This window comes from Streptomyces sp. NPDC091272, assembly GCF_044757485.1.
Lineage (GTDB): Bacteria > Actinomycetota > Actinomycetes > Streptomycetales > Streptomycetaceae > Streptomyces.
Map to the genome: position 1 here is coordinate 591,885 of NZ_JBIVVC010000003.1, position 26,902 is coordinate 618,786.

General features: G+C 70.1%; 20 protein-coding genes and 1 pseudogene. 10 read left to right on the forward strand and 11 right to left on the reverse strand.

The window, feature by feature from the left end; translation table 11 throughout:
* Window positions 1-78: 78 nt before the first annotated feature.
* Entirely contained in the window at window positions 79-1,641 is a 1,563-nt protein-coding gene (locus ACIQM4_RS11985; protein ID WP_401589570.1) for a recombinase family protein, read from the reverse strand.
* Between the two features lie 77 nt (window positions 1,642-1,718).
* Here ACIQM4_RS11985 and ACIQM4_RS11990 point away from each other — a divergent pair, with 77 nt between their 5' ends.
* Window positions 1,719-1,847 carry a hypothetical protein gene (locus ACIQM4_RS11990; RefSeq protein WP_401590181.1) on the forward strand — a complete coding sequence of 43 codons (129 nt, stop codon included), beginning with the start codon at window positions 1,719-1,721 and terminating at the stop codon, window positions 1,845-1,847.
* 113 nt (window positions 1,848-1,960) lie between these two features.
* Here ACIQM4_RS11990 and ACIQM4_RS11995 read toward each other — a convergent pair whose 3' ends face one another.
* The 3 genes from ACIQM4_RS11995 to ACIQM4_RS12005 all read right to left on the reverse strand — a co-directional run bounded on the left by ACIQM4_RS11995 (window position 1,961) and on the right by ACIQM4_RS12005 (window position 5,422).
* Entirely contained in the window at window positions 1,961-2,788 is an 828-nt protein-coding gene (locus ACIQM4_RS11995; protein WP_401589572.1) for a hypothetical protein, read from the reverse strand.
* 181 nt (window positions 2,789-2,969) lie between these two features.
* Complete coding sequence (locus ACIQM4_RS12000; RefSeq protein ID WP_401589575.1) at window positions 2,970-4,067, reverse strand: metallophosphoesterase; 1,098 nt, start codon at window positions 4,065-4,067, stop codon at window positions 2,970-2,972.
* Between the two features lie 233 nt (window positions 4,068-4,300).
* A complete protein-coding gene (locus tag ACIQM4_RS12005) occupies window positions 4,301-5,422 on the reverse strand; it encodes a LacI family DNA-binding transcriptional regulator (RefSeq protein WP_401589578.1) in 1,122 nt (373 codons plus the stop codon).
* Window positions 5,423-5,791: 369 nt separating this feature from the next.
* Here ACIQM4_RS12005 and hisC point away from each other — a divergent pair, with 369 nt between their 5' ends.
* The 5 genes from hisC (at window position 5,792) to ACIQM4_RS12030 (ending at window position 15,210) form a co-directional block, all read left to right on the forward strand.
* On the forward strand, window positions 5,792-6,898 hold the full coding sequence (hisC, locus tag ACIQM4_RS12010) for a histidinol-phosphate transaminase (protein ID WP_401589581.1): 1,107 nt from the start codon (window positions 5,792-5,794) through the stop codon (window positions 6,896-6,898).
* A 233-nt stretch (window positions 6,899-7,131) separates the two neighbouring features.
* Window positions 7,132-8,640 carry a cytochrome ubiquinol oxidase subunit I gene (locus tag ACIQM4_RS12015; RefSeq protein ID WP_401589584.1) on the forward strand — a complete coding sequence of 503 codons (1,509 nt, stop codon included), beginning with the start codon at window positions 7,132-7,134 and terminating at the stop codon, window positions 8,638-8,640.
* A 16-nt stretch (window positions 8,641-8,656) separates the two neighbouring features.
* Window positions 8,657-9,658, forward strand: coding sequence for a cytochrome d ubiquinol oxidase subunit II (gene cydB, locus ACIQM4_RS12020; protein ID WP_401589586.1), 1,002 nt, complete (start codon window positions 8,657-8,659; stop codon window positions 9,656-9,658).
* A 61-nt stretch (window positions 9,659-9,719) separates the two neighbouring features.
* Window positions 9,720-13,214 carry a thiol reductant ABC exporter subunit CydD gene (cydD, locus tag ACIQM4_RS12025; protein ID WP_401589589.1) on the forward strand — a complete coding sequence of 1,165 codons (3,495 nt, stop codon included), beginning with the start codon at window positions 9,720-9,722 and terminating at the stop codon, window positions 13,212-13,214.
* Between the two features lie 277 nt (window positions 13,215-13,491).
* Window positions 13,492-15,210 (forward strand): GAF domain-containing protein, encoded by a 1,719-nt coding sequence (locus tag ACIQM4_RS12030; RefSeq protein ID WP_401589592.1) that lies wholly within the window; start codon window positions 13,492-13,494, stop codon window positions 15,208-15,210.
* A 172-nt stretch (window positions 15,211-15,382) separates the two neighbouring features.
* Here the strand turns inward: ACIQM4_RS12030 and ACIQM4_RS12035 are convergent, their stop codons facing one another.
* From ACIQM4_RS12035 to ACIQM4_RS12065, 7 genes are all read right to left on the reverse strand, one after another.
* Window positions 15,383-16,270 (reverse strand): HAD family hydrolase, encoded by an 888-nt coding sequence (locus ACIQM4_RS12035; RefSeq protein ID WP_401589595.1) that lies wholly within the window; start codon window positions 16,268-16,270, stop codon window positions 15,383-15,385.
* Window positions 16,271-16,425: 155 nt separating this feature from the next.
* On the reverse strand, window positions 16,426-17,331 hold the full coding sequence (locus ACIQM4_RS12040) for an LLM class flavin-dependent oxidoreductase (RefSeq protein ID WP_401589598.1): 906 nt from the start codon (window positions 17,329-17,331) through the stop codon (window positions 16,426-16,428).
* A 22-nt stretch (window positions 17,332-17,353) separates the two neighbouring features.
* Window positions 17,354-17,920: an RNA 2'-phosphotransferase gene (locus ACIQM4_RS12045; RefSeq protein ID WP_401589600.1), complete on the reverse strand. Its 567-nt coding sequence runs from the start codon at window positions 17,918-17,920 to the stop codon at window positions 17,354-17,356.
* 135 nt (window positions 17,921-18,055) lie between these two features.
* Window positions 18,056-19,000, reverse strand: a complete 945-nt coding sequence (locus ACIQM4_RS12050) for a MerR family transcriptional regulator (protein WP_401589603.1) — start codon at window positions 18,998-19,000, stop codon at window positions 18,056-18,058.
* A gap of 22 nt (window positions 19,001-19,022) precedes the next feature.
* Window positions 19,023-19,964 carry a metal-dependent hydrolase gene (locus ACIQM4_RS12055; RefSeq protein ID WP_401590145.1) on the reverse strand — a complete coding sequence of 314 codons (942 nt, stop codon included), beginning with the start codon at window positions 19,962-19,964 and terminating at the stop codon, window positions 19,023-19,025.
* Between the two features lie 68 nt (window positions 19,965-20,032).
* Window positions 20,033-21,817: an SDR family oxidoreductase gene (locus ACIQM4_RS12060; protein ID WP_401589605.1), complete on the reverse strand. Its 1,785-nt coding sequence runs from the start codon at window positions 21,815-21,817 to the stop codon at window positions 20,033-20,035.
* Window positions 21,814-22,680 carry a M24 family metallopeptidase gene (locus ACIQM4_RS12065; RefSeq protein ID WP_401589608.1) on the reverse strand — a complete coding sequence of 289 codons (867 nt, stop codon included), beginning with the start codon at window positions 22,678-22,680 and terminating at the stop codon, window positions 21,814-21,816. The genes ACIQM4_RS12060 and ACIQM4_RS12065 overlap by 4 nt, the downstream gene beginning before the upstream one ends.
* Before the next feature lie 301 nt (window positions 22,681-22,981).
* Between ACIQM4_RS12065 and ACIQM4_RS12070 the strand changes: the two are divergent.
* The 4 genes and pseudogenes from ACIQM4_RS12070 to ACIQM4_RS12085 all read left to right on the forward strand — a co-directional run.
* Window positions 22,982-23,917, forward strand: a pseudogene (locus ACIQM4_RS12070) (ABC transporter ATP-binding protein); the annotation flags it as partial.
* Between the two features lie 229 nt (window positions 23,918-24,146).
* A complete protein-coding gene (locus ACIQM4_RS12075; RefSeq protein WP_401589610.1) occupies window positions 24,147-25,058 on the forward strand; it encodes an ABC transporter permease in 912 nt (303 codons plus the stop codon).
* Window positions 25,055-25,966, forward strand: a complete 912-nt coding sequence (locus ACIQM4_RS12080) for an ABC transporter ATP-binding protein (RefSeq protein WP_401589613.1) — start codon at window positions 25,055-25,057, stop codon at window positions 25,964-25,966. The genes ACIQM4_RS12075 and ACIQM4_RS12080 overlap by 4 nt, the downstream gene beginning before the upstream one ends.
* A 15-nt stretch (window positions 25,967-25,981) precedes the next feature.
* On the forward strand, window positions 25,982-26,701 hold the full coding sequence (locus tag ACIQM4_RS12085; RefSeq protein ID WP_401589615.1) for an ABC transporter permease: 720 nt from the start codon (window positions 25,982-25,984) through the stop codon (window positions 26,699-26,701).
* Window positions 26,702-26,902: the final 201 nt, after the last annotated feature.

Consider the following 26,902-nt stretch of genomic DNA (forward strand, 5'->3'; position numbering starts at 1 on the left):
TTTGGATTGAACGCTGTCTGAGCGACGCCCCGCCGCTTGGAGAGGGTCAGCTTCGACGTATCGGCGAGATCCTTGGTGTCACCCTGACTCGGAAGAGCGCCACACCGGCCTGAGCTGTGACACGTCGAATGGCTTTCGGCCCTTGCCGCTCGGCTCGGCGATCACCGCGTGAAGCACCCCCTTAATCATCTCCCGCTTCTGGGTGAGGGTCTTCGCCTCCCACTCAGCGTCAATGTCTGCCGTGGCAGCCTCGGCGGTTGCTAGCAGCTCCAAGTGCTTCCCGTAGTCGGCCCGCAGCTCTTTCACCAGCGCATCGAGCGCAGGGAGGTTGCGGAAGAACGTCTCATCATCGATCTGGCCTGACTGCCAGCGCTGTTCGAGCGCGTTACGTCGGCCAATAGTTGCTTCCAACTCATCCCCCCTAGTCCAGTCAGGGACCTCGCGGGTGGCGGCTGCGGCATCCTTCTTGAGTTTGGCTCTCACAAGCCGCTCGATGTGCTTGTCTGTCTCGTCGCCTCGCTTGTACGTCTTGTTGCAGCCACCGTCCACGGTCTTCTTGCACATGTACGCGTGCTTGTAGGTGAGCCACGTGTTCGCCTTGATGCCGATCATTTTGTTGTTGCAGGACGTTCCGTCGGGCAACTTGCTCCCGCATCGCAGGATGCCGGTAAGCACGTACTTGTGGACGAGCCCACCGCGAGGCTGGCCCGTGCCACGGCCTCGCTTCTTGATCGTGGCCACCACAGCGAACCATTGCTTGGGCGTGATGATGGATTCCCACTCGCCCACGATGGGTTGCCCATCGTCATCCCGAACTAGCTCGCCCTTGATCTCGCGGTATCCGCAGAGTCGGGCGTTCACCAGGACTTGTTTCACGGTCGCGTACTGGACGGCGTTCCCCCTGGCGGTCACGAACTCCGCCTTCTTCCATTCCGCGGTGACCTCACTGATGGAAGCACCGGCGATCACGTCCGTCACCGCCCGCCTGATGGCATCTGCTTCCCTGGGCCGGAGGGTGACCTTGTCGTCATCCCAGCCGAACGGTCGCCATGCGGAAACCGACTGTCCTCGGATCGCTCGGTTGTGGTGGCTGGTTCTGCTCCGCCTCTGCTTCTTCCTCGTCTCGGCGAGTGACATGGCGACACCCACCAGTCCCTTCACCTCGAACCCCTCGGCGTAGAGGTCCTGGGGCCCGTTGGAGTCGTAGTAGACGCGGTCAGGGTGCCCCGTGAAGGCTCGGAGGTAGCGTTCCCAGTCGCCTGGGCGTCGGTAAAGCCGGTCGTCGTTGATCGCCATCACGCCATGGACGGGGTATCCCTCGGGTGTGCGTCCTGCGGTGAGGTCCACCAGCATCTGTTCGAAGTCATCCCGGATGACCTCTTCCTTGCTGGCGCTCTTGTCGTTGTCCGTATACCGGTAGACGACAAGCCAGTTCAGGTTCTTAGCCTTCGTGGTCAGCTCGCGGTGCTGGTCCTCGATGCCGTGTGCGTCCTTTGCGCGTCCGTCGAAGCTGATGCGGGCGTAGCAGACGACGCACTTCAACGTGGGATCGGCGGTGAGCATCGCTTGGACCTCGGCGACGCTTGGCAGATCGGCCGGCATACCTCTGAGGCTGCTGACGAGTTCTTCGCGGGTGGCCATGTCTCCCCCTCGGTCGGCTCCCTGACGCAGATCGGGGAGCAACCTAGCATGTGTGTCATCTAGCAGTGTTCTGCTCGATGAAGATCTCGCACGACATCCGGCGCGAGCACGGGGGGACGGCGCAGGAGATCGAGGCGGGCATGGCGGAGAAGTCCGCGGAGTTCGCCGCCGCGGGCAACAGGGTGTACCTGCCGATCGCGGACTGAGACCGCTCGGCGTCGGCCCCCTCCGGGCCGGAGTGACGGCTTCGGCCCAGAGGGGGCCGCGCGGGCCGGAGCGACGGCTTCGGCCCGCTTCGGCCCGGAGGGGGCCGCGCCGGTCACTCCGGTTTGTGGTCCGGGCCGCCGTAGTCGGGGCTGGAGAAGTCCGGGCTGGAGTAGCTGGGGCGGGTCCGGTGGCCGTTGCCGCTGTGCTCGCTGGGGCTGCCGAAGTCGGGCCGGGAGTAGCCGAGGCCGGGGATGCGGTTCTGCCGGGGCTGTTCGGGGACGGCGGGGGCGGTCTCGGGCGGCCTGGTGAGTTCGTCGCGCAGGAACGGCAGGATGCCCCGCTCCAACAGGGCCCGCGTCCAGGCTTCCCTGGCCCGGTCGACCTCCTCGTTGCTCGCGTCCCGGTGGCCGACCTGGAAAGCCGTCGAGCGGTTGCGCAGTGCGGTGAACAGCAGTCCGACGACCGCGCCGAGCAGCCCCGCCACGGTGAGCGCGCCGAACACCCAGCCGGCGGTCAGCACCGCCCCGGCGACCGCGGGCGCGGGGTCGAGCATGCTCAGCAGATACCCGACCAGCAACAGCACCACCGCTGCGATCCCGGCCAGCACGGGCGTGAGTACGGCGACGACGGCGACGGCTCCCGCGCCGGTGGTCTCCGCGTGCTCGCCGACCCCGGGCACGAGGAGGGCGCCGGGCGACGGGACGGCGGGAGAGCGCAGATCTTGGCGCGCCTTGACGTAGTGGTCGTACTCGGCCGACGCGTGAGCGGCGATTATCGCGCTGGCACTGAGCGCCATGGTGCGCAACTGCTCGCTGTTCAGCCGCTGTCCCAGCGCGGCGAGATCCGGGCGTTCGTGCGCGGTGCGCAGTGCTTCGTCGAGGGTCCGCTCGAACTCCGGGCGGTCCTCGGCCAGCAGGTGCGGAGCGCTGTTCATGTGCATCCCCCGATGCTCCGTAGGGCCGGGTTGCCCTCTTCGGTGGGCAGTTGGGCGGAAACGGAGGAGAGCCTGCTACGGATAACCCGATGGTAGAGCGGTTACGGCACGGGTTGACAGGGGGTTTCAGGAAATTGGCCCGACGGCGCGGGCGTGCGCGCCGGGCGCGCACACGCCCCCGTAACCCTCAGTCACCCAGCGGGAGCCGCACCACGAGCAGCTTTCCGGCCATGGTCACGCCGCCGTCCATGGCGATGGCCAGCGAGTCCGCATAGACGTGCGGCCCCTCGACGACCGGTCCCGAGCTGCCCTCTCCGTCTCCCGCGTCCTCGTTGCCGACCTGGCCCAGGAGGTAGGGGATGGGACTGTGACCGTGCACGATGCGCTCGCCGCCATATGCGCCCAGCAGTTCCCGTACGGCGTCGGAGCCGCCTTCGTCACGGAACGCGAAGCGCTTGGTGAATTTACGGAAGACGTCCCAGCACTCGTCCGCGTCGTTACGCGTGAGGATGTCGTGCACCGTGTCGTTGACGTCCTCGATGGTGGCGCCGTAGTCGAGGTAGGCCGTGGTGTCGGAGTGGGTGAGCAGGTGCCCGTCCTCCAGGGCCACCGCGTCGAGGCGGGACATCCACTGGAGGTGGACGTCCTGGAGGCGCTCCATGTCGTGCTTCTGTCCGCCGTTGAGCAGCCAGGCCGCCTGGAAGGTGGCGGTGCCCGCGCCGGAGTTGACGGGGGTGTCGCCGAATCTGCGGGCGCCGAGCAGCAGCAGCTCGTGGTTGCCCATCAGTGCCTTGCAGTAGCCGCCCGCCGCCGCCGACTCGGCGGACAGCCGCATCACCAGGTCGATGACGCCGATGCCGTCCGGGCCGCGGTCGGTGAAGTCGCCGAGGAACCAGAGCCGCGCGTTGCCCGCGGCCCAGTGGCCCTCGTCGTCGATGAGGCCCTGCTCGTGCAGGGCGTCCAGCAGCTCCACGAGGTAGCCGTGCACGTCGCCGACGACGAACAGCGGGCCCAGGCCCTCGCCCTCGGACCGCTCCTCGGTGTCCGGCCGCGCGACGGGCCCGGTGTCGCCGGGCCCCGCGCTGTCGTCCCGGCTGATCACCGGGAGATCGCGTTGGGTGGGCGTGTAACCCTCGGGTTCGTCGCCCTCCTCGTACGCCTGCCTCGCCTCGTTCGCCTGCCCGGTGCCGTACGACGCGACGGGAGCCTGGGCGTAAGGAGGCACCCGGAAATCCCGCAACGTCGCCGTACGCACCGCGGGTCCCTGACCGGCCCCCTGAGTCATTGACCCCTCCACCACCGTCGCACCGCCGTACACCTTGGGGTCCCACCTGGTCTCCGGTGGTCCGCCGTGTCGTGCGCCCATCATAGGAATGCGGCCCGCGCTGTGTGAGGCACCAGGGGTGGTGAATCCGGGTACACACCCGGTTCACCGGTTGTTTCGTCCGTATTGCGGAGATCGGTCCCGGTGTTGATTTTCGGGACGGCTCTCCGCTGCCGCCCCGGCCGGCCCGTCCGTCAGTCCCCCGATGGCGAGCGCGGCGCACTCACGGTGGTGCGCGGAGGACGTCGCTGGGAAGAGGTACGGATGATGAGTTCGGTCGGTATCACCTGCTCGACGGGTTGCCCGGTGTCCAGTCCCTCGATGGCGTCGATGAGCAGCTGGACGACGGCGGTACCGATACGGCGGGGTTTGAGCGAGAGCGTCGTGATGGGCGGCTCGGTGCTCGCGTACACGGTCGATTCGGAGCAGCAGACGAGGAGCAGGTCCTCGGGGACCCGCAGCCCGTAGCGGCGGGCGGCGGCGAGCAGATCGGTGCCGTTGGGGTCGAAGAGTCCGTACACGGCGTCCGGGCGGTCCGGGCGGGCGAGCAGCCGGTCGGCCGCGACGGCGCCCGCGCACGGGTCGTGGGCGGGGTAGGACTCGTACACCGGGTCCTGTCCGACGCGCTCGCACCAGTGCAGGTACGCGGTGGTGGAGAGCCGGGTGTAGGTGTCGGTGGTGGTGCCGGTGAGCAGGCCGATGCGGCGGGCGCCGGCGTCGGCGAGGTGGTCGAGGAGTTCGAGTACGGCGGCCTCGTGGTCGTTGTCGACCCAGGCGGTGACCGGCAGGGTGCCGGCTGGGCGGCCGTCGGAGACGACGGGCAGCCCCTGGCGCATGAGCTCGGTGACGACCTGGTCCTCGTCGGACGGGTCGATGACGACGGTCCCGTCGAGTGCGACGTTCTGCCACACGTCGAAGGGGCTGTGGCGGGAGGAGGCGGGCAGGATGACGAGGGCGTAGCCGCGGGCGAGCGCGGCCGAGGTCGCGGCTCTGGCCATCTCCGCGAAGTACGCGAATTCGGTGAAGGTGAAGGGTTCGTCCCCGTAGGTGGTGACCGTCAGGCCGATGAGGCCCGACTTTCCGGTACGGAGCGTGCGGGCCGCCGCGGACGGGCGGTAGCCCAGCCGGTCGGCGACCTCGCGGACGTGGCGACGGGTGGCGTCCGGGAGCCTGCCCTTGCCGTTGAGGGCGTCGGAGACAGTTGTGATGGAGACACCGGCTGCGGCGGCGACATCCCGGATGCCTGCACGTCCTGGCCGACTGCCTCGCCGGGGTGTCTCGGTCCGGCTCACCTGATGCTTCCCTGCTGCTGTCATGGCGACCCGATAGTAGGGCGCGGAGGACCGATTGGCGTGGGTGCATATGCGCGCATTGACAGGCACGTTTCTGCACAGGGAGAAGTCCTCAATGACCATGGAAGCCAAGGGAGTTACGGGGTGTGAGGCCGTGGAGTCCAGCGGCAGGCGGTGTGAGTCCGGCATCTGCCCGAAGTCTCGATGAGGTCTCAACTCACCAGTTCGGGGGACGCGCGCCACGGCGTGAGCCACCGGCGCGCGTGAACGACAGGGGCGCGCCCCCAGTGGATCACGCCGTCCGGGACAGACCTCGGCGGCCCCTTCGCAGCACCGTCCAATCCTCATAGGGTGAGCAGTATTGGCGGTACGTACGGTCGAGGAGGACCTTAAGTGAGCGACACGAGCGGTACGAGCGCGACGAGCCCCAAGCTGCGCGCGGTGCTGGACGGCATTCCCACGTACAAGCCCGGGAAGCCGGCCTCGGCCGCCGACACCGAGGCCCCGGCGGCGTACAAGCTGTCCTCCAACGAGAACCCCTACCCCCCGCTCGCGGGCGTGATGGAGCGCGCGATTGCGGCGGCCGGTGCGTTCAACCGGTACCCCGACATGGCCTGCACGGGGCTGATGGAGGAGCTGGCGAACCGTTTCGGCGTGCCCGTTGCACACCTGGCGACCGGCACCGGCTCGGTCGGGGTGGCCCAGTCACTGCTCCAGGCGACCTCGGGGCCCGGCGACGAAGTGATCTACGCCTGGCGGTCCTTCGAGGCGTACCCGATCATCACGCGGATCAGCGGGGCGACGGCGGTACAGGTGCCGCTGACCGACGGCGACGTGCACGACCTGGACGCGATGGCGGACGCGATCACCGAGAGGACCCGGTTGATCTTCGTCTGCAACCCCAACAACCCCACCGGCACCGTGGTCCGCCGCGCGGAGCTGGAACGCTTCCTGGACCGGGTGCCCAAGGACGTCCTGATCGTCCTGGACGAGGCCTACCGGGAGTTCATCCGTGACGAGCAGGTGCCGGACGGCATCGAGCTCTACCGGGACCGGCCCAACGTCGCGGTGCTGCGGACCTTCTCCAAGGCGTACGGTCTGGCCGGGCTCAGGATCGGCTTCGTGGTGGCGCACGAGCCGGTCGCGGCGGCGCTCCGCAAGACGGCGGTGCCCTTCGGGGTGAGCCAGATCGCCCAGGAGGCGGCCATCGCCTCGCTGCGCGCCGAGGGCGAGCTGCTGGAACGGGTGGAGGCGCTGACCGCGGAGCGGGCCCGGGTGTACGAGGCGCTGACCGGGCAGGGCTGGACGGTGCCCGTGACGCAGGCGAACTTCGTGTGGCTGCGGCTGGGGGAGCGCACGACCGACTTCGCGGCGGCGTGCGACCGGGCGGGTGTCGTGGTGCGGCCGTTCGCGGGCGACGGAGTGCGGGTGACGATCGGCGAGACCGAGGCGAACGACCTGTTCCTGAAGGCGGCGGAGGAGTTCCGCAAGGAGCTGTGACCGGAGGAGCTGTGACCGGTTCGAGGTGATTGCCGGTGCCCCTGTGAGCCGTGCGCGGCTTGCGGGGGCACCGGTGTTTTTTATGGGCACCCCCCTGGACAGCTCCGAATGGGCGTGCGACATAATGCTTGTGAATGTGAACGCGTTCACAAGCGTGTCCCGGTTCGTCCCGCGATTAGTGGGATTAAAGGGGCAAACTGCCGACGATACCGGCGAAGTAAGGAGAGGACGACGTGGACCTGGCTCTGGCGCCTGAGACCCTGGCGCGATGGCAGTTCGGCATCACCACCGTCTACCACTTCCTGTTCGTCCCCCTGACGATCTCGCTCGCGGCGCTCACCGCCGGGTTGCAGACCGCCTGGGTGCGGACCAACAAGGAGAAGTACCTCAAGGCGACCAAGTTCTGGGGGAAGCTCTTCCTCATCAACATCGCGATGGGGGTGGTCACCGGCATCGTGCAGGAGTTCCAGTTCGGCATGAACTGGTCGGACTACTCGCGCTTCGTCGGTGACATCTTCGGTGCGCCGCTGGCCTTCGAGGCGCTGATCGCCTTCTTCTTCGAGTCGACCTTCATCGGACTGTGGATCTTCGGCTGGGACAAGCTGCCGAAGAAGATCCACCTCGCATGCATCTGGCTGGTGTCGATCGGCACCATCCTCTCCGCGTACTTCATCCTGGCGGCCAACTCCTGGATGCAGCACCCGGTGGGCTACCGGATCAACAAGGAACGCGGCCGGGCCGAGCTCACCGACTTCTGGAAGGTGCTCACCCAGGACACCGCGCTCAACCAGTTCTTCCACACTCTGACCGCCGCGTTCCTGGTGGGCGGCGCGTTCCTGGTCGGCATCGCGGCCCTGCACCTGGCCCGCAAGAAGCACGTCCAGGTGATGCGGACCTCGCTGCGGCTCGGCCTGGTCACCGTGGTGGTTGCCGGTCTGCTGACCGCGGTCAGCGGCGACCTGCTCGGCAAGGTCATGTACAGGCAGCAGCCGATGAAGATGTCGGCCGCCGAGGCGCTGTGGGAGGGCGAGGCGCCCGCGCCGTTCTCCGTCTTCGCGATCGGCGACGTCGACAAGGGACACAACCGGGTCACCGTCGAGATCCCCGGAATACTGTCCTTCCTCGCCCACGACAACTTCACCGAGTACGTCCCGGGCATCAACGAGATCAACAAGGCGGAGCAGGAGAAGTTCGGCCCCGGCGACTACCGGCCCAACATCCCCGTCGCCTACTGGGGCTTCCGCTGGATGATCGGCTTCGGCATGGCGTCCTTCGGCCTCGGGCTGCTCGGGCTCTGGCTGACCAGGAAGAAGTTCCTGCTGCCGCCCGGCCTGCGGACCGGCGAGGACGAGGTGCCCAATCTGGTGCTCTTCCGCAAGAAGGCACTCAGCCCGCGCCTCGCGTCGCTCTACTGGGTTGTCGCCCTGTGGACCATGCTCTTCCCGCTGATCGCCAACTCGTGGGGCTGGATCTTCACCGAGATGGGCCGGCAGCCATGGGTCGTCTACGGGGTGCTGAAGACCTCGGCAGCCGTCTCCCCCGGCGTCTCGCAGGGCGAGGTGCTCACCTCGATGACCGTCTTCACCCTGCTCTACGCGGTGCTGGCCGTCATCGAGGTCAGGCTCCTGGTGAAGTACGTCAAGCTCGGCCCGCCCGAGCTCACCGAGGCGGACCTCAACCCGCCCACGAAGATCGGCGGCGACGACCGCGACCCCGACCGGCCGATGGCCTTCTCGTACTAGGGACCGGTGAACTGCTGTGGAACTCCATGACGTCTGGTTCGTCGTCATCGCCGTCCTGTGGATCGGCTACTTCTTCCTGGAGGGATTCGACTTCGGGATCGGCGTACTGACCAAGCTGCTCGCCAAGGACCGCAAGGAACGACGGGTCCTGATCAACACCATCGGGCCCGTCTGGGACGGCAACGAGGTGTGGCTGCTGTCCGCGGGCGGCGCCACCTTCGCCGCCTTCCCCGAGTGGTACGCCACCCTCTTCAGCGGGTTCTATCTGCCGCTGCTGCTCATCCTGGCCTGCCTGATCGTGCGCGGAGTCGCCTTCGAGTACCGGCACAAGCGGGACGAGGCGCGCTGGCAGACCAACTGGGAGCACGCGATCTTCTGGACCTCGCTGCTGCCGGCCTTCCTGTGGGGAGTGGCCTTCGGGAACATCGTGCGAGGCGTGCGGATCGACGCGGACATGGAGTACGTCGGTAACTTCCTCGACCTGCTCAACCCGTACGCCCTGCTGGGCGGCCTCGTCACGCTGACGCTGTTCACCTTCCACGGAGCTGTGTTCGCGGCGCTCAAGACGCTCGGCGACATCCGGACCAGGGCGCGCGCCCTGGCCGTGAAGCTGGGCGTACTGACCGCGGTGCTGGCACTGGTCTTCCTGATCTGGACCCAGGTCGACAAGGGCGACACCAGCAGTCTCGTGGCGCTGGTCGTGGCCGCCGTGGCTCTGGTCGTGGCCATCGGGTGCACGGCGGCCGGCCGGGAAGGCTGGGCGTTCGCCCTGTCCGGCGTGACCATCGTGGCCGCGGTCGGGATGCTCTTCCTGACGCTCTTCCCGAACGTCATGCCGTCCTCGCTGAACGATGCCTGGAGCCTCACCGTCACCAACGCCTCGTCCACCCCGTACACCTTGAAGATCATGACCTGGTGCGCGGGCATCGCCACTCCGGTGGTGCTGCTCTACCAGGGCTGGACGTACTGGGTGTTCCGCAAGCGCATCGGCACTCAGCACCTCGCCGACGCGCACTGATGCCGTTCCCGTTCCCTGGACCGCGACACGGTCCAGGGGTCCCTAGTGGGGGATGTTTCACGTGAAACCGATCGACCCGCGTCTGCTCCGCTACGCCCGCGCCACCCGCTTCTTCCTCGGGGCGGTGGTCGTCCTCGGGCTTGCCGGGGCGGGCCTGGTCGTCGCCCAGGCGATGCTCGTCGCGGAGGTGGTGGTCGGGGCGTTCGAGGACGGGCTGGGGTCCGGCGGACTGCGCACCCCGCTGCTCCTGCTGGCGGCGGTCGCCCTCGGCCGCGCGCTGGTGGCCTGGCTGACCGAGCTCGCCGCACACCGGGCGAGCGCGGCGGTCAAGTCCGAACTGCGGGGGCGGCTGCTGGAGCGGGCGGCCGGCCTCGGTCCCGGATGGCTGGGCGGCCGACGGGTCGGTTCGCTCGTCGCGCTGGCCACCCGGGGGGTGGACGCGCTGGACGACTACTTCTCGCGCTACCTGCCGCAACTGGGACTCGCGGTCGTCGTTCCGGTGGCCGTGCTCGCGCGGATCGTCACCGAGGACTGGGTGTCGGCGGCGATCATCGTGGTGACGCTGCCGCTGATCCCGCTCTTCATGATTCTCATCGGGTGGGCCACCCAGTCCCGGATGGACCGGCAGTGGCAGTTGCTGTCGCGGCTGTCCGGGCACTTCCTGGACGTGGTCGCCGGGCTGCCGACGCTCAAGGTGTTCGGGCGGGCCAAGGCGCAGGCCGAATCGATCCGGGCCATCACCGGCGAGTACCGGCAGGCCACCATGAAGACGCTGCGGATCGCCTTCCTGTCGTCGTTCGCCCTGGAACTGCTGGCCACCCTGTCGGTGGCGCTGGTCGCCGTGACCATCGGGATGCGGCTCGTCCACGGTGAACTCGACCTGTACACCGGGCTGGTCATCCTGATCCTCGCGCCGGAGGCATATCTGCCGCTGCGCCAGGTGGGGGCTCAGTATCACGCGGCGGCGGAGGGGTTGTCGGCCGCGGAAGAGATCTTCGTGGTGCTGGAGACCGAGCTGCCCGCGGGCGGTTCGGCGGACCTGCCGGTCTCCAACGCGCTGCGGGTGGAGGGGGTGACCGTACGGCACGAGGGACGTGCGGCGGCCTCTCTTGAGGCGGCGTCGCTGGAGGTCGGGCAGGGCGAGACGGTGGCCCTCGTCGGGCCCAGCGGGGTCGGCAAGTCGACGCTGCTGAACGCGGTGCTGGGGTTCGTACCGCTGGAGCAGGGGCGAGTCACCGTCGGCGGCACCGACCTGGCGGACGTGGACCTGGAGAAGTGGCGGGAGCGGGTGGCATGGGTGCCGCAGAGGCCGCACCTCTTCGCCGGGACAGTCGCCGAGAACGTACGGCTGGCTCGGCCGAACGCCGACGACGCGGCTGTGTGGGACGCGCTGCGGGCGGCAGGGGCGCACGAGTTCGTGACCGCGCTGCCGCACGGGGTGGAAAGCCTTCTCGGGGAGGACGGGGCAGGGATCTCCGCAGGGCAGCGGCAGCGGCTCGCGCTGGCGCGGGCGTTCCTCGCCGACCGGCCCGTGCTGCTTCTGGACGAGCCGACGGCGGCGCTGGACGGCGAGACCGAGGTCGGCATCGTCGAGGCGGTACGAAGGCTGGCGGTGGGGCGGACCGTGCTGCTGGTCGTCCACCGGCCGGCACTGCTGGCGGTGGCCGACCGCGTGGTGGAGCTCGGCGTGGCGGGGGCCGCGCCCGGCGGCGCCTTCCCCGCACCGCGTGCTGCGGAGGTACGGCCTTCGCAGCGGCCGACCGCCGTCGACGGCGATGTTTCACGTGAAACAGGGGCCGGGGCCCGCGGCGCCGTGGGCGGGGTGCTGCGCCGGGTACGGCGGGATGCTGGAGAGCAGCGTGGCCGGCTCGGACTCGCCCTGCTTCTCGGGAGCCTGGCGCTCGGATCGGCCGTGGGGCTCATGGCGGTCTCCGGCTGGCTGATCTCGCGGGCCTCGGAGCAGCCACCGGTGCTGTACCTGATGGTGGCGGTCACCGCGACGAGGGCCTTCGGTATCGGGCGGGCGGTCTTCAGGTACGCGGAGCGGCTGGTGTCGCACGACGCGGTGCTTCGGATGCTGGCGGACATGCGGGTCGCCGTGTACCGGCGGTTGGAGCGGATCGCGCCCGCCGGGCTGCGCGAGACACGGCGCGGGGATCTGCTCTCGCGGCTGGTCGCCGATGTGGACGCGTTGCAGGACTACTGGCTGCGGTGGGCGCTGCCCGCAGGAGCCGCAGTCGTGGTGAGCGTGGCGGCCGTCGGGTTCACCGGATGGATGCTGCCGGAGGCGGGGGCGGTGCTCGCCGCCGGGCTGTTGGCCGCCGGGGTGCTGGTGCCGCTCGTGAGCGGGGCGACGGCGCGGCGTGCCGAGCGACAGCTGGCTCCGGCCCGCGGGGCGCTGGCCGTACGGGTTGCCGATCTACTCGGTGGCGTGGGCGAGTTGACGGTGGCAGGAGCGCTGCGACGGCGGCTCGCCGCTGTGCGGGACGCGGACTCCGTGCTGACGCGGATCACTTCGCGTGGGGCTTCGGCCACCGCGCTGGGCGGCGGTCTTTCGGCTCTGGTGTGCGGGCTGACCGTCGTCGGAGCGGCCTGGGTGGGCGCGCAGGCCGTGGCCGACGGGCGGCTGGCCGGGGTGCAGCTCGCTGTGGTGGTGCTGACCCCGCTGGCCGCGTTCGAGGCGGTGACCGGGCTGCCGCTGGCCGTGCAGTACCGGCAGCGGGTGCGGCGCAGTGCCGAGCGGGTGTACGAGGTGCTGGACGCGCCCGTTCCCGTACGGGAGCCGCAGAGCCCGGCGAAGGTACCCGCCGCACCCTTCCCGGTGGAGGTACGGGGGCTGTCCGCGCGGTACGCCGGGCAGGAGCGGGACGCGCTCGCCGGGGTGGACCTGACGCTGGAGGCGGGGAAGCGGATCGCAGTCGTCGGGGCGAGCGGAGCGGGCAAGACGACCCTCGCACAGGTGCTGCTGCGGTTCCTGGACGCGACGGAAGGCAGCTACGAGATCGGTGGCGTGGCCGCCGGCTCCCTCGACGGGGACGCCGTGCGCCGGGTCGTGGGGCTGTGCGCGCAGGACGCACACCTCTTCGACAGCTCGGTACGGGAGAACCTGCGGCTGGCCAGGACCGACGCGGACGACGCCCAGCTCCTGGAAGCGCTCGGGCGGGCCCGGTTGCGGGACTGGGTGGAGGCCCTGCCGGAGGGGCTCGACACCCTCGTCGGTGAGCACGGGGCTCGGCTGTCGGGCGGTCAGCGGCAGCGGCTCGCGCTGGCCAGGGCGCTGCTGGCCGACTTCCCCGTGCTCGTACTGGACGAGCCGGCCGAGCACTTGGACCTGGCGACGGCCGACGCGCTGACGGCCGACCTGCTGGCCGCAACCGAGGGCCGGACGACCGTGCTGATCACGCACCGGCTGCAAGGGCTGGAGGACGTCGACGAGGTGCTGGTGCTGGACGAAGGGCACGTCGTGCAACGTGGCGCCTTCGGGGCCTTGGCCGGGGTGGACGGGGCGCTGCGCCGGATGCTGGAACGGGAGCGGGAGGTGGAACCGGTCGGGTAGGGGGCGGGGCGGGGGCGGTCCGACCGGGCGGGCGGATGGTCGGCGCAGGCGGGACGGCCTGCCGGGGGAACGGCCGGGGTGTGCGGTCGGACTGGGCCGGGGGGGGGAAGGGTCGGCGCGGCTGGCCCGACCGGCCGGGGGAATGGTCGGCGCGGGTGGTCCGACCGGCCGAGGCCGCTTGCTCAGTGGCCATAACTGCTCGGGGCGCCGGCGTAAGCGGTCCAAACGCCCGCTGGTCGACTTTCCCCTTTAAATAGGACTAACTAGTCTCAAGGGCATGTCAGCGCAGCACGACCCGCCCGCCCCGAAGGACCACCTCGACGCAGCGACCGAGGCGACCCGGAGTCTGCAGGGGCTCTCGACCGAACTCACCGCGCGGGTGCCTCAGCTGCTGGAGGCCATGCGCTCGGTGGGCACCGGCCTCGAACTGCACTCCACCCTGGACCGGATCTGCGAGACCGCCGCCGAGCTCGCCGACGCCAAGTACGCCGCGATCGGGGTCGTCGACGAAGAGGGCGAAGGGCTCCGCGACTTCGTGACGTACGGCGTGAGCGAGGCGGAGGCGGCGGCGATCGGCCGACTGCCCGGTGGTCAGTCCGGGCTGCTCGGGGCGCTGATCAGGGACCCGGTGCCGGTTCGGCTCGGGGATCTCACGGCCGACCCCCGGTTCGAGGGCTTTCCCGCCCACCATCCGGCGATGCGGACCTTCCTCGGGGTGCCGATCCGGGTGCAGGGCGAGATCTTCGGCAACCTCTACCTCGCCGAGAAGAGGGACGGCGGCGAGTTCAACGACTACGACCTGCACATGCTGCGCGTGCTGGCCACCGAGGCCGGGATCGCCATCGGCAACGCCCGGTTGTACGAGGCGGCCCGCCAGCGGGAGCGGTGGATCGACGGGTCGGTGGCCGTGACGACGGCGCTGCTGTCCGGTGGTGATGCGGACGACGCGTTGACCGTGGTCGCGGAACAGGCACGGCGGCTGGCCGACTCGGCGGCCGGGATGGTGCTGCTCCCCGTGGAGGAGGGCGGGCTGGAGATCGCGGCGGTGTCCGCCGACAATCCGGGTGATTCGCTGGGCCTGGTGATTCCGGCGGAGAGTCCGATCGTGGGGCTGTTGCTGGGCGGCGAGTCGGTGTTCGTGAGCGACGCGGCCACCGATCCGCGTGTGATCACCAAACTCTCCGGCCTGTACGGGCCCAGCATGTTGCTGCCGCTGCACAGCGGCGGCCGGGTGCTGGGCGCACTCGCGACGCCCCGTGCGCGAGGCGGAAAGCCGTTCACCGAGGTGGAGCGGACCCTGGCCACGCAGTTCGCCTCGCAGGCCGCGCTGGCTTTGATGATGGCGGAGTCGCAACGCGATCGCGAGCGTCTGGCGGTCTACGAGGACCGCGACCGTATCGCCCGTGACCTGCACGATCTCGTCATCCAGCGGTTGTTCGCGACCGGAATGATGCTGGAGGGCGCGCAGCGCAGGTCGGTGGTGCCCGCGGTGCAGGAGGGCGTGGGCAAGGCCGTGGACGAGCTGGACGTGACGATCCAGGAGATCCGAACGGCGATCTTCGCACTGCAGCAGGGTCCGGCCGAGGCGCCGTCCGGGCTGCGTACCAGGGTGCTGCGGGAGATCAACATGGCTGCGGTACCGCTCGGCTTCAAACCCGCACACCACTTCGTCGGGCCGGTGGACGCACTGGTCGGCGAGCTGACCGGGAAGAACCTGATCGCCGCGCTGCGGGAGGCGCTGTCGAACGCGTTCCGGCACGCGGAGGCGTCGCGGATCGAGGTCGTCGTGGACGCCACGGTCACCCTGGCGGACGGGCGCCGGGCCGTACGGCTCACGGTGGCGGACGACGGTGTCGGCATCCCGGACGGCGGGCGTCGCAGCGGGCTGCGCAATCTGAGCCGGCGGGCGGAGGCGCTGGGCGGCTCCAGCTCGTACGGGCCGGGGCTCGGCGAGGGGGGAGGGGGGACGGCGGTGGTGTGGGAGGCGCCGCTCTAGGTGCGCCTGGAGGTGTGTCCGGGCGGCAGGAGGGGGGAGACCGGGGGTGGGTGCCGGGGGGCCCGGGGTGGCGCCCGGGGCCGCCACTGACATGGTCAGACCGAGACCCAGACCCAGACCCAAGCCCTGTGGACTGCCGCTGCGGACGCGGAGGGCGTTTCGTCAGGGCCGGCTAGGGCCGGTGTTCCGCCAGGATCTGTTCGATGACGGCTGCCACACCGTCCTCCTCGTTGGGGGCGGTGCGGCCCGACGCAACAGCCAGGACCGCCGGATGGGCGTTGCCCATGGCGTACGGGCGCCCTGCCCAGGCCAGCATCTCGATGTCGTTCGGCATGTCACCGAAGGCCACGACCTCCTCGGGGGCGATGCCTCGTTCGGCGCAGCAGCGGGCCAGGGTGCTCGCCTTGGAGACACCGGGGCCACTGATCTCCAGGAGCGCGGTAGGGCTGGACCGGGTGACCGAGCCGAGACCGCCGACGGCAGCCCTGGCCAGGTCGAGAAAGTCGTCCGGGGTGAGCGAGTCATGGTTCGCCAGGAGCTTGATGACGGGGTCGCCGCTGCCGGGGGCCTGTTCGTGCAGCAGTTCCTCGGCGGTGGCGACGCTCGCCGCCGGGTCGAACTGGAACGGCGGGTAGTCCGGTTCGTAGTGGATGCCACTGGTCAGCTCCACGGCGAAGGAGGTGCCCGGGGCGGCGGCGCGCAGCGCGGCCACGGTGGCGAGGGCGTCGACGCGCTCCAGGGGGCGGACCTCGATCAGTTCGCCGCCCGCGTGCAGATCGACGACGGCGGCGCCGTTGGCGCAGATCGCCAGGCCGTGGCCGTGCACGTGCGCACTGACCACGCCCATCCAGCGGGCGGGCCGACCGGTCACGAAGAAGACCTCGATGCCCGCTGCCTCGGCGGCGGCGAGAGCGGCGACGGTGCGCGGCGAGACGGTCTTGTCGTCACGCAGGAGGGTGCCGTCCAGGTCGGTGGCGATCAGGCGCACGGGAGTGGTCGCGCCGGAACCGGCACCTGCGCCGTCGGCCGGGCGGGGGCGGGGGTCGGTAGCTGAGGTCACCACCTCATCCTCTCGCATGGAACGCACGGACGTGCGAAAGGGTGCACATTTGAGGGGGCACAACCGGACGGAAAGCCTCCGCCGCCTGCCCGCCCGCTGACCGACCAACCCGCCGGCCGCCCGGCCGCCCGGCCGCCCGGCCTCGCCCAGCCCAGTCACCCCAACTGTGTCAGCCCCTCCGTCGCGATCTGCTCGAAGACCTTCTCGTCCGCCGCGAACTGCGTGTCCGCGATCGGCCAGTGCAGCACGAGCTCGTCGACGCCCAGCTCCGCGTGGCGCCCGGCGAAGTCCACGAACGCGTCCAGGGAGTCCAGCGGCCGGTCCGGGGTGAACCCGGTGAGCAAGGTCTTGCCGAGCTCCCCCGCGTCCCGCCCGATCGCCTCACACGCCTCACCGAGCCTCGCGATCTGCCCCCGGATCGCTGTCAGGGACTCCTGAGGGGTGCCGTTCTCGTAGAGCTTGGGGTCACCCGTGGTCACCCACGCCTGACCGTGCCTCGCGGCGAGCTTCAGCCCGCGCGGTCCGGTCGCCGCCACCGCGAACGGCAGCCGCGGCCGCTGTACGCACCCGGGCACGTTCCGTACGTCCCCCGCCGACCAGAACGTGCCGTCGTACGACACCGCGTCCTCACTCAGCAGCCGGTCCAGCAGCGGTACGAACTCGGCGAAGCGGTCCGCACGCTCCCTCGGCGTCCATGGCCGCTCCCCCTCCGGCAGGAGCGCCGTCGCGTCGAACCCGCCCGCGCTGCCCGCGCCGATGCCGAGAGTGACGCGTCCCCCGCTGACGTCGTCGAGCGAGATCAGCTCCTTGGCCAGGGTCACCGGGTGGCGGAAGTTCGGCGAGGTCACCAAGGTGCCCAGCCGCAGCCGGCCGGTGGCACAGGCGGCAGCCGTCAGCGTGGGGAGCGCCCCGAACCAGGGGCCCTCCCGGAACGGCACCCGCCACGACAGGTGGTCGTAGGTGTACGCGGTGTGGAAGCCGAGCTCCTCGGCCCGCTGCCACACCTCCTTGCCGCCCTCGTGCCAACGGCGGACCGGCAGAATCACAGTGCTCAGACGCATGAGTCGACTGTACGGTCCCCGCTCACGCTCCCGGAAAGCCCAGGAAGTCCGCCGGTACGTGTGCCGTGAGCCAGACCCCGTTGGCGCTGACCCGAAAGGCATGCCCGGCGCGGTGCATCGCCCCGGCGCGCACGCACAGAACCACCGGCCGGCCCCGGCGGGCCCCGACCCGGGTGGCCGTCTCCCGGTCGGGGGACAGATGCACGTCGTGCCGGTTCATGGGGCGAAGGCCCTCGCTGCGGATCGCCGTCACGGCACGGGGGTTGGTGCCGTGGAAGAGGTGTTCCGGCGGCTCGGCCGCGGGGAGCGCCAGATCGACGCCGGCCACCGTGTGCCCCTGGCTGGCGCGGATCAGGGTGCCGCGCCGCGGATCGTCGTCCCGGACCGCGAACCGTTGCTTGTCGTTGTCGGCGACGACGTGGTCCAGCTCGGCGCGGGTGAGGTGGAAGCCGTGCGCGGCGGTGGCCCGGATCAGCGCCTCGACCTCCACCCAGCCGTGGTCGTCGAGGGTGAGCCCGATGCGCTCGGGCTGGTGCCGCAGGTGCCTTGAGAGGTACTTCGACACCTTGGTGGCACGGTGCTCATTCATGCGCTCAGAGTCCTCGCCCCGGGGCCTGGTGCGCATCCGAATTAGGCGCGACGGGCGAGCAGTTCGAAGTAATCCACAGCCAACTCGCCTTTTCCACAGCGAAAATGAAGGATCTGTGGATAACTCGTGCCCTTTTTAGGATGTTTTATCAATTTTGGCACGATTGTGTCGTCCGGTGGAGAGGGAGTCCAAGGTCCTTGCCTGAAGTTCCCTTTCCGTCGCCGCGGTGACGAACGCCGAGGCGTTCTCCGGGCCGACCAACGCCTGGACCGCGGCGATCGTTCTGGCCGGGAGGGTGAGTGCGCGCGGCCGCAGGTCCGGTTCCGGCGCGGGCCCGGACCCCAGGTGCTGCTGGAGGTGCCGGGTGGCGAACAGCCGCATGGCACGCGCCAGTTCGGCGTCCACACTCTGCTGGGCCAGCGGTCGGAGCCGCCGGACCAGTGCGGCTGCCTCCGCCGCGTCCGAGTCGGTCGGCGGCCGGTGTCCGAGATAGCGGGCGAAGACGTGCTCGGTGGTGAACTCCAGGAACCTGGCCGCTATGTGCTCCACCTGTCCCCGCAGCTCCCACAGGTGATCCGAGATCGCCTTGAGGGGCACCCCCGCCGCGTACAGCTCGGCCGCCACCGCGAGCTCCTGCGGTGACGGCACCAGGAACTCGTCGTCGCGGCCCGCGATCCGCTCCAGCACACCCAGCTCCACCGCCTCGGCCACCGCCGCGTCGTCGGGCCGGCCGCCGAACCGCTCGTCCAGCTCCGCCCGCGTGATCCGGGCCGACTCCTCGTCGGTCCAGGGCCCGCCTACCTCCGCCGCCAGGCCGAGGACACCGCCGAGCCCACGCCCCGCGTCCCAGGCCTCCAGCAGCTCCTTGATGCTGGCCAGGGTGTAGCCGCGGTCCAGCAGGTCGGCGATCTGCCGCAGCCGGGCCAGGTGCGCCTCTCCGTACACATTGGCCCTGCCGCGCCGCTCGGGCCTGGGGAGCAGCCCTCGGTCCTGGTAGGCGCGGATCGTACGGACCGTGGCACCACTGCGGTGAGCGAGGTCCTCGATCCGGTACTCGGCCTCCGCCTGCTGTCCGGACATGGTCACTTCCTTGTCTGCCGGTTCAGGACCGCAGCGCCGCCCGGCCCACCGCCCCCGCGGCGGCGCGCGCGGCCGGCGAGGTCGCGAGGTACTCGACGGCCCTGCGCAGCGAGCCTTCCTGCGAGGGATGGTACGACCGCCGGAGGTAGCGGGGTATCGCCGCACCCAGCTCCCCCCAGGTCGGCAGCAGTCCCTTGGCGACCGCCTTGTTGTGCGCGCGGAGCGAGTAGCGCTGCCGTCCCACGAGCTGCGGGTCGTGCCGTATCAGGTACGAGGCGCCCCACGCCCACAGCCACAGCATCACCGGCGCGACCACGGCCATGCCCTCGATCCTGCGGGCGTAGCGGGCCGGGCCGTCGCCGCCGCAGTGCTGGTACATGTCGAAGGCCACCGCGCGGTGCTCGACCTCCTCCGCGCCGTGCCAGCGCAGCAGGTCCAGCATCACCGCGTCCGGACCGGCCCGGTCCAGCCCTTCCGCACCCAGCACCCAGTCGCCGAGCACCGCCGTGAACTGCTCGATCGCGGCGACCACGGAGAGCCGGAAACGCAGCCACTCCCGGGCGGGCACCGGCGCTCCGAACGGCGGGCTCTCACCGAGGAGCTTCTCGAAGAGGAAGTCGACGTGCTTGGTGTAGGCGCCGGTGTCCAGTCCCTGGCCGGCCAGGTGGTCGAGGACGTAGCTGTGCTGGACGCTGTGCGTGGCCTCCTGCCCCATGAACCCCTTGACCTGCTGGAGGAGCCCGGGGTCACGCACCAGCGGCAGCGCCTCCTTGAAGACCTTGACGAACCAGCGCTCGCCGGCCGGCAGCAGGAGGTGCAGCACGTTGATGACGTGGGTGGCCGTCGGCTCGTCCGGTATCCAGTGCAGCGGGGTTTCGCGCCAGTCGAAGGAGACCCGGCGGGGAGCGATGACGTGATCCGCCCCGGCCGTGTGACGGCTCTCGAGGCCGGTGGTCCCGGGCATGTCATGGCTCTCGGGACCGGTTTCGCCGGCCGTGTCACGGCTCCCGGGGCCGGTGGTGGGTTCGGTGCTCACAGCGGCGGCTCCAGACGGGCGATCGCACGCAGGGTCCTCGGTGCGAAGCGGGACATGAGGTGGGCGCCGCGCGCCTCGGGCGTGACCGGAACCACTGCCTGGTTCTTCACCACCGCGCGCAGTACGGCCTCGGCGACCTTCTCCGGCGGGTAGTTGCGCAGCCCGTACAGCCGCGAGGAGCGTTTCTGTTTCCGCTTCTCCTCGTCCTCCGTCACTCCGGTGAAGCGGGAGGTGGCGGTGATGTTGGTGTTGACCAGGCCGGGGCAGATCGCGCTGACGCCGATGCCCTCCCCGGCGAGTTCGGCGCGGAGACACTCACTGAGCATGAGTACCGCGGCCTTGGTCGTGCTGTAGGCGGGCAGCGCCTTGGACGGCTGGAACGCGGCGGCGGAGGCGGTGTTGACGATGTGGCCGCCCTGGCCGCGGTCGGCCATCTGTTTGCCGAAGGTACGGCAGCCGTGAATGACACCCCACAGATTGACGTCCAGGACCTTCTTCCAGTCCTCCGCCGTCGTGGTCATGAAGGAACCGGACATGCCGATTCCCGCGTTGTTGACCAGTACGTCGACGATGCCGTACTCGGCGGCGACCTTCTCGGCCAGCTTCTCCATGGCCTGGCCGTCACTCACGTCGACGACCTCCGGCCAGGCTTCGGGCGCGCCGATCAGCCGGGACAGTTCGGCGGTGCGGAACGCCCCCTCGGCATCCCGGTCCACCGCCACGATCCGGGCCCCCGCCTCGGCGAAGGCGAAGGCGGTGGCCCGTCCGATGCCGCTGGCAGCACCGGTCACCAGGACCAACTGGCCCCCGAACCGGTCGGCGTGCTTCCCGGGGGCCGTCGAAGCGCGTGGCGCCACCCCTGCGGCACTGTCCTCGTTCGCCGTCACGAACTCGCCGATCCACGACGCGAGCTGGTCGGGCCGGGTGCGCGGAACCCAGTGCTTCGCGGGGAGGGTGCGCCGCAGCAGTTGCGGAGCCCACATCTCAAGGTCGTCGTAGAGGCGCTCCGAGAGGAAGGCGTCCCCGGTGGGGGTGATCAGCTGGACGGGTACGTGGGCATACGCGTCGGCGCGAGGCCTGCGCAGACGGGCCCGCACATTGTCACGGTAGAGCCAGGCGCCGTGTGCGGCGTCCTGCGGCAGCGACGGCGTCGGGTACCCGTCGGCCGGCACCTTCTCGATCCGCTGGAGGATCTTCGGCCACCGCTTGCCGAGCGGCCCGCGCCAGGCCAGCTCCGGCAGCACCGGCGTGTGCAGCATGTACACGTACCAGGACTTGGCGCCCTGCCCGAGCAGTTGCGCAGTACGCCGCGGTGTCGGGCGGGACATCCGCTTCTTGATCCAGTGCCCGAAGTGGTCCAGCGAGGGACCGGACATGGAGGTGAAGGAGGCGATCCGCCCCTGCGTCCGCGGGACGGTGGCGAACTCCCAGCCCTGCACGGAGCCCCAGTCGTGTCCCACCAGGTGCACAGGCCGGTCCGGACTGACCGCGTCCGCGACCGCCAGGAAGTCGTCGGTCAGTTTCTCCAGCGTGAACCCGCCGCGCAACGGCTTGGGCACCGACGACGCGCCGTGCCCGCGCACGTCGTACAGCACCACGTGGAAGCGCTCCGCCAGCCGGGTCGCGACCCCGGACCACACCTCCTTGCTGTCGGGGTAGCCGTGCACCAGCACCACGGTCGGCTGTGCCTCGTCCCCCCACTCGGCGACGCACAGCTCGATGCCGCCGGTGCGCACCCGGCGCTCGCGCGCCCCTTCCGGTCCGGTCGTCCCCATCGTCATGCCGCCTTCTCCTCGGCCCAGCGCCGCACGTGCGGCAGGTCGTCGTCCAGCCAGAACGCGCTCTGCTCGGGATCCGTGGAGTCGGTGACGACCAGGATCTCCTCGAACTTCACGCCCGTACCCCGGAAGCCGAGGTGCGGTTCCACCGCCCACAGGCCGGGTCGCGGCGGGTGGTCGGAGAACTTGTACGGGCTCCACAGCGGCGACCAGCCGTCCCGGTGCCCGTGCAGCGCGTCGCCCGCGAGACCTTTCAACGACTGTGTGCCGAACCCGAACACATGCGGTGACCAGGCCCGCTCCCGCACCCGGTCGATCTTGTGGGCGATCACCCCGAAGGGGTAGGCGCGGTGCCGGTTGGCGTACCCCTGGCGCACCATCAGGCGTTCGACGTTCTCGTAGATCTCCCGCAGGGTCCGCTTCTCCCGCACCTGGTCGAGGATGAGCTCGCGGTGCGCCTCCAGGTCCGCCAGCAACCGGTTGTGCACGGGGTTGAGCCCCAGGCAGCCCGAGTATCCGATGTCCGCGGTGAAGCCCTTGTGGACCGGTGCCATGTCGAGCACGAAGGGCATCCCCGGCTCCAGCTTCCGGTTCGTCGGGAAGAACTGGAGCGGTATGCGGAAGCCGGTGAACGCCGTGCGGTCCCCGAACCACGCGAACGGCAGGTGGAACCAGTCGCGCACACCGCGCTCACGCAGCCACACCCGCTGCATCCGCGCCGCGTCGCGCTCCGTCACACCGGGCACCAGCTGCGCGGAGACCGCCTCGGCGCACTCGTAGGCGAGGCGCTGCACCTCTTTGAACCCGCGCAGCTCCGCGGTCAGTTCGCCTCGTGTGCCGGCGATTTCTGAGATTGCTGAGGCCATGCCACCCGTCCGTCCCGTGTAGCGGTACGCGTCCGTAACTTGACACTGATGAATGTGACAATGCTCGACGGCTACGTCAAGGGGTGTGCACACGGCCTGTGGACAACTCCGCGTGATCCACCCGTGGTTCGATGCGGCGGGCGTCGGCGGTCAACCCCTCTCAACCCGTGGGACTGCTCCCCCCTACGGGTCCGTACGACCAGAGGCGGAGGCGGGAACAACCGCCTGGGCTGACGTCCGATGTGGTCCGCGCCACTACCTTCGAGGTGTGACCAAAGTGATCGCGACCGAATCCCTGAGCATGCGGTTCCCCCGGGTGACCGCACTTGACCGGCTCTCCCTGGACATCGGGCCCGGAGTAACGGGCCTGGTGGGTGCCAACGGGGCCGGCAAGTCCACGCTGATCAAGATCCTGCTGGGTCTGAACCCCGCCACGGAAGGCCGGGCCGCCGTGCTCGGGCTCGACGTCGCCACCAGTGGCGCCGAGATCCGTGAGCGCGTCGGGTACATGCCCGAGCACGACTGCCTGCCGCCGGACGTCTCGGCCACCGAGTTCGTCGTCCACATGGCGCGCATGTCCGGGCTGCCCGCGACCGCCGCCCGCGAGCGGACCGCCGACACCTTGCGCCACGTCGGCCTCTACGAGGAGCGCTACCGCCCCATCGGCGGTTATTCGACGGGTATGAAGCAGCGGGTCAAGCTGGCCCAGGCCCTGGTCCACGACCCGCAGCTGGTGCTTCTCGACGAGCCGACCAACGGCCTCGACCCGGTCGGCCGTGACGAGATGCTCGGCCTGATCCGCCGCGTCCACACCGACTTCGGGATCTCGGTCCTGGTCACCTCGCACCTCCTGGGCGAGCTGGAGCGCACCTGCGACCACGTCGTCGTGATCGACGGTGGCGCGCTGCTGCGGTCCAGTTCGACCAGTGACTTCACCCAGACCACCACGACCCTCGCGGTCGAGGTGACCGACTCCGACACCCACCCCGACGGCACGCGCGCGTTGCGTGAGGCGCTCACCACGGCAGGTGTCATCCTGCACGCCGCCGAGGAGCAGGGCCTGCCGGGCGCCGGCCACATCCTCCTCGTCGAGGGCGAGGGCGACGCCACGTACGACCTGGTCCGGGACACCGTGGCCGACCTGGGCATCGGCCTGGTGCGGATGGAACAGCGCCGCCACCACATCGCCGAGGTCTTCCGCACGGAGCAGTCCCCGGACGCGATGAGCCAGCCGTCCGGAACGAAAGCCTCCGGCTCGGCAGCCTCCGGCTCGGCAGCCTCCGGAGCAACGGCCTCCGCATCAACAGCCTCCGGATCAACCGCCTCCGGAATAACACCTTCCGGTGCGGCGGCGGCCGGCGCGGTCGCCACCGGATCACCGGCCCGGCCGGGCGCGGACAACGCAACTCCCGCAAGCGCCCCCCATGGCGCCCCGCGGGCCGAGAAGCAGAAGGGAGGCGGCCACGATGGCAACTGAACTCACGCCGCCGGGCGCCGACCCGACGCGCATCCACAACATCGGCTACCGCAAGTACGACGGCCCACGCCTCGGCCGCGCGTACGCCCGCCGGTCGCTCTACTCGCAGTCCCTGCGCGGCGCCTACGGACTGGGCCGCAGCGCCAAGTCCAAGGTGCTGCCGATGATCCTGTTCGGCGTGATGGTCCTGGTCGCGGCGATCATCGTCGCGGTCGCGGTGGCCGCCCCCGCGGGGACCATGACCAAGCTGCCGGTGTCCTACACGGCGTTCGCGATCTTCCTCCAGCCCGTCATCAGCCTCTACCTGGCGGCGCAGGCCCCCCAGACGGTCTCGCGTGACCTGCGCTTCAAGGCGGTGCCGCTGTACTTCTCGCGGCCGATCGAGCGCAGGGACTACGTCCTCGCCAAGTTCGGCGCGATGGCTTCCGCGCTGTTCCTCCTGACCGCGGCCCCGCTGGTGGTCCTCTACGCGGGCGCGCTCCTCGCCGAGTTCGACTTCGCGGACCAGACCAAGGGCTTCGGGCAGGGACTGGTGTCCGTGGCGTTGCTGTCCGTCCTGTTCGCCGGGCTCGGGCTGGTGATGGCGGCGCTCACCCCGCGCCGCGGCTTCGGCGTCGCCGCCGTGATCGCCGTGCTGACCATCTCCTACGGTGCGGTCTCGACCGTCCAGGCCATCGCGTACACACAGGAGGCGACGGGCGCGGTCGAATGGCTCGGCCTGTTCTCGCCCATCACCCTCATCGGCGGCGTCCAGACCGCCTTCCTCGGTGCCACCTCGTCCTTCCCCGGCGGGAGCGGCCCCGGCGCCGGAGCGGGCGTGGTCTATCTGCTGGTCGTCCTCGCGCTCATCGCCGGCTCGTACGCCGTCCTGATGCGCCGCTACCGGAAGGTCGGGCTGTGACAGTCATCGACATCACCAAGGCCTCCCGCTGGTTCGGGAACGTCGTCGCCGTCAACGACGTGACGATGAGCATCGCTCCCGGCGTCACCGGCCTCCTCGGCCCCAACGGCGCCGGGAAGTCCACCCTGATCAACATGATGGGCGGGTTCCTCGCGCCCTCCAACGGCACCGTCACCCTGGACGGCAAGCCGATCTGGCGCAACGAGAGCGTCTACAAGGAGATCGGCGTCGTCCCCGAGCGGGAGGCGATGTACGACTTCCTCACCGGCCGCGAATTCGTCGTGGCCAACGCGGAACTGCACGGCCTGGACGACCGGGCGGCCCAGCACGCGCTGGCCACGGTCGAGATGGAGTACGCCCAGGACCGCAAGATCGCCACGTACAGCAAGGGCATGCGCCAGCGCGTGAAGATGGCGTCCGCCCTGGTCCACGACCCGTCGGTGCTGCTGCTGGACGAGCCGTTCAACGGTATGGACCCCCGTCAGCGCATGCAGCTGATGGACCTGCTGCGCCGCATGGGCGCCGAGGGACGCACCGTGCTGTTCTCCTCGCACATCCTGGAGGAGGTCGAGCAGCTCGCCTCGCACATCGAGGTGATCGTCGCCGGACGGCACGCCGCCTCGGGCGACTTCCGCAAGATCCGCCGTCTGATGACGGACCGCCCGCACCGCTATCTCGTCCGGTCCGGCGACGACCGCGCCCTGGCCGCCGCCCTCATCGCCGACCCGTCCACGGCCGGCATCGAGGTCGACTACACGGAACGGGCACTGCGCATCCAGGCCGTCGACTTCGGCCGCTTCACCGAGCTGCTCCCGCAGGTCGCCCGCGCGCACGGCATCCGCCTGTTCACGGTGCAGCCCTCCGACGAGTCCCTCGAATCGGTCTTCTCCTACCTCGTCACGGCCTGAAAGGAGCTTGCTGCGATGTACGAACCCACCGTCGCCCGGCTCACCTACCGGGCCCTCCTCGGCCGCCGCCGCGCGGCCATCCTCTTCATCCTGCCCGCCCTGCTCATCGTCATCGCGGTCGCGGTGCGGATACTGGTCGGCGTGGACGACGGCGTGGCCGCCGACGTCCTGGGCGGCTTCGCGCTCGCCACGATGGTGCCGCTGATCGGCGTCATCGCCGGTACGGGCGCGATCGGCCCGGAGATCGACGACGGCTCCATCGTCTATCTGCTCTCCAAGCCGGTGAAGCGACCGACGATCATCTCCACCAAGCTGATCGTCGCCATCGCCGTCACCATGGCCTTCTCCGCGATCCCCACCCTCATCGCCGGCCTGATCCTCAACGGCAACGGCGGCCAGATCGCGATCGCCTACACGATCGCGGCCCTCGTCGCCTCCATCGCCTACAGCGCGGTCTTCCTGCTGCTCGGCACCGTCTCCCGGCACGCGGTCGTGTTCGGTCTGGTGTACGCGCTGGTGTGGGAGACCCTGTTCGGCAGCCTGGTGCCCGGTGCGCGGACCCTCAGCATCCAGCAGTGGGCGCTCTCACTGGCCGAGAAGGTGGGCACGAACGGCACGATCACCTCGGACGTCGGGCTTCCCACGGCGGTGGTCCTGTTGGTGGTGGTCACCGGCCTGGCCACCTGGTACGCGGGTCAGAAGCTGCGTTCGCTCACTCTTGCGGGTGACGAATAGCCCACGGCGGCTTTTTCGGGAACGGGAGGCGCCCCCGGTTCGTATGACACATACGAACCGGGGGCGCCTCCCGTTTCTGCCGAACAGGCCCCGAGCCTCAGCACCTTGAAAGCTGCAGAGAGAGTCGAGAAGGCGGCGAGACCAGATCTTCCCGTGCCCGGCCGGGCGGTCAGGTCTTCCCGTGCCGGGCCTGGAGGTCAG

What these genes read in the sequence shown, in the direction of transcription:
- ACIQM4_RS11985 (WP_401589570.1), bottom strand. Translation starts at nt 1,641, where the DNA reads ATGGCCACCCGCGAAGAACTCGTCAGCAGCCTCAGAGGTATGCCGGCC.
- ACIQM4_RS11990 (WP_401590181.1), top strand. Translation starts at nt 1,719, where the DNA reads ATGAAGATCTCGCACGACATCCGGCGCGAGCACGGGGGGACGGCGCAG.
- ACIQM4_RS11995 (WP_401589572.1), bottom strand. Translation starts at nt 2,788, where the DNA reads ATGCACATGAACAGCGCTCCGCACCTGCTGGCCGAGGACCGCCCGGAG.
- ACIQM4_RS12000 (WP_401589575.1), bottom strand. Translation starts at nt 4,067, where the DNA reads ATGACTCAGGGGGCCGGTCAGGGACCCGCGGTGCGTACGGCGACGTTG.
- ACIQM4_RS12005 (WP_401589578.1), bottom strand. Translation starts at nt 5,422, where the DNA reads ATGACAGCAGCAGGGAAGCATCAGGTGAGCCGGACCGAGACACCCCGG.
- ACIQM4_RS12030 (WP_401589592.1), top strand. Translation starts at nt 13,492, where the DNA reads ATGTCAGCGCAGCACGACCCGCCCGCCCCGAAGGACCACCTCGACGCA.
- ACIQM4_RS12040 (WP_401589598.1), bottom strand. Translation starts at nt 17,331, where the DNA reads ATGCGTCTGAGCACTGTGATTCTGCCGGTCCGCCGTTGGCACGAGGGC.
- ACIQM4_RS12045 (WP_401589600.1), bottom strand. Translation starts at nt 17,920, where the DNA reads ATGAATGAGCACCGTGCCACCAAGGTGTCGAAGTACCTCTCAAGGCAC.
- ACIQM4_RS12050 (WP_401589603.1), bottom strand. Translation starts at nt 19,000, where the DNA reads ATGTCCGGACAGCAGGCGGAGGCCGAGTACCGGATCGAGGACCTCGCT.
- ACIQM4_RS12055 (WP_401590145.1), bottom strand. Translation starts at nt 19,964, where the DNA reads ATGCCCGGGACCACCGGCCTCGAGAGCCGTCACACGGCCGGGGCGGAT.
- ACIQM4_RS12060 (WP_401589605.1), bottom strand. Translation starts at nt 21,817, where the DNA reads ATGACGATGGGGACGACCGGACCGGAAGGGGCGCGCGAGCGCCGGGTG.
- ACIQM4_RS12065 (WP_401589608.1), bottom strand. Translation starts at nt 22,680, where the DNA reads ATGGCCTCAGCAATCTCAGAAATCGCCGGCACACGAGGCGAACTGACC.
- ACIQM4_RS12075 (WP_401589610.1), top strand. Translation starts at nt 24,147, where the DNA reads ATGGCAACTGAACTCACGCCGCCGGGCGCCGACCCGACGCGCATCCAC.
- ACIQM4_RS12085 (WP_401589615.1), top strand. Translation starts at nt 25,982, where the DNA reads ATGTACGAACCCACCGTCGCCCGGCTCACCTACCGGGCCCTCCTCGGC.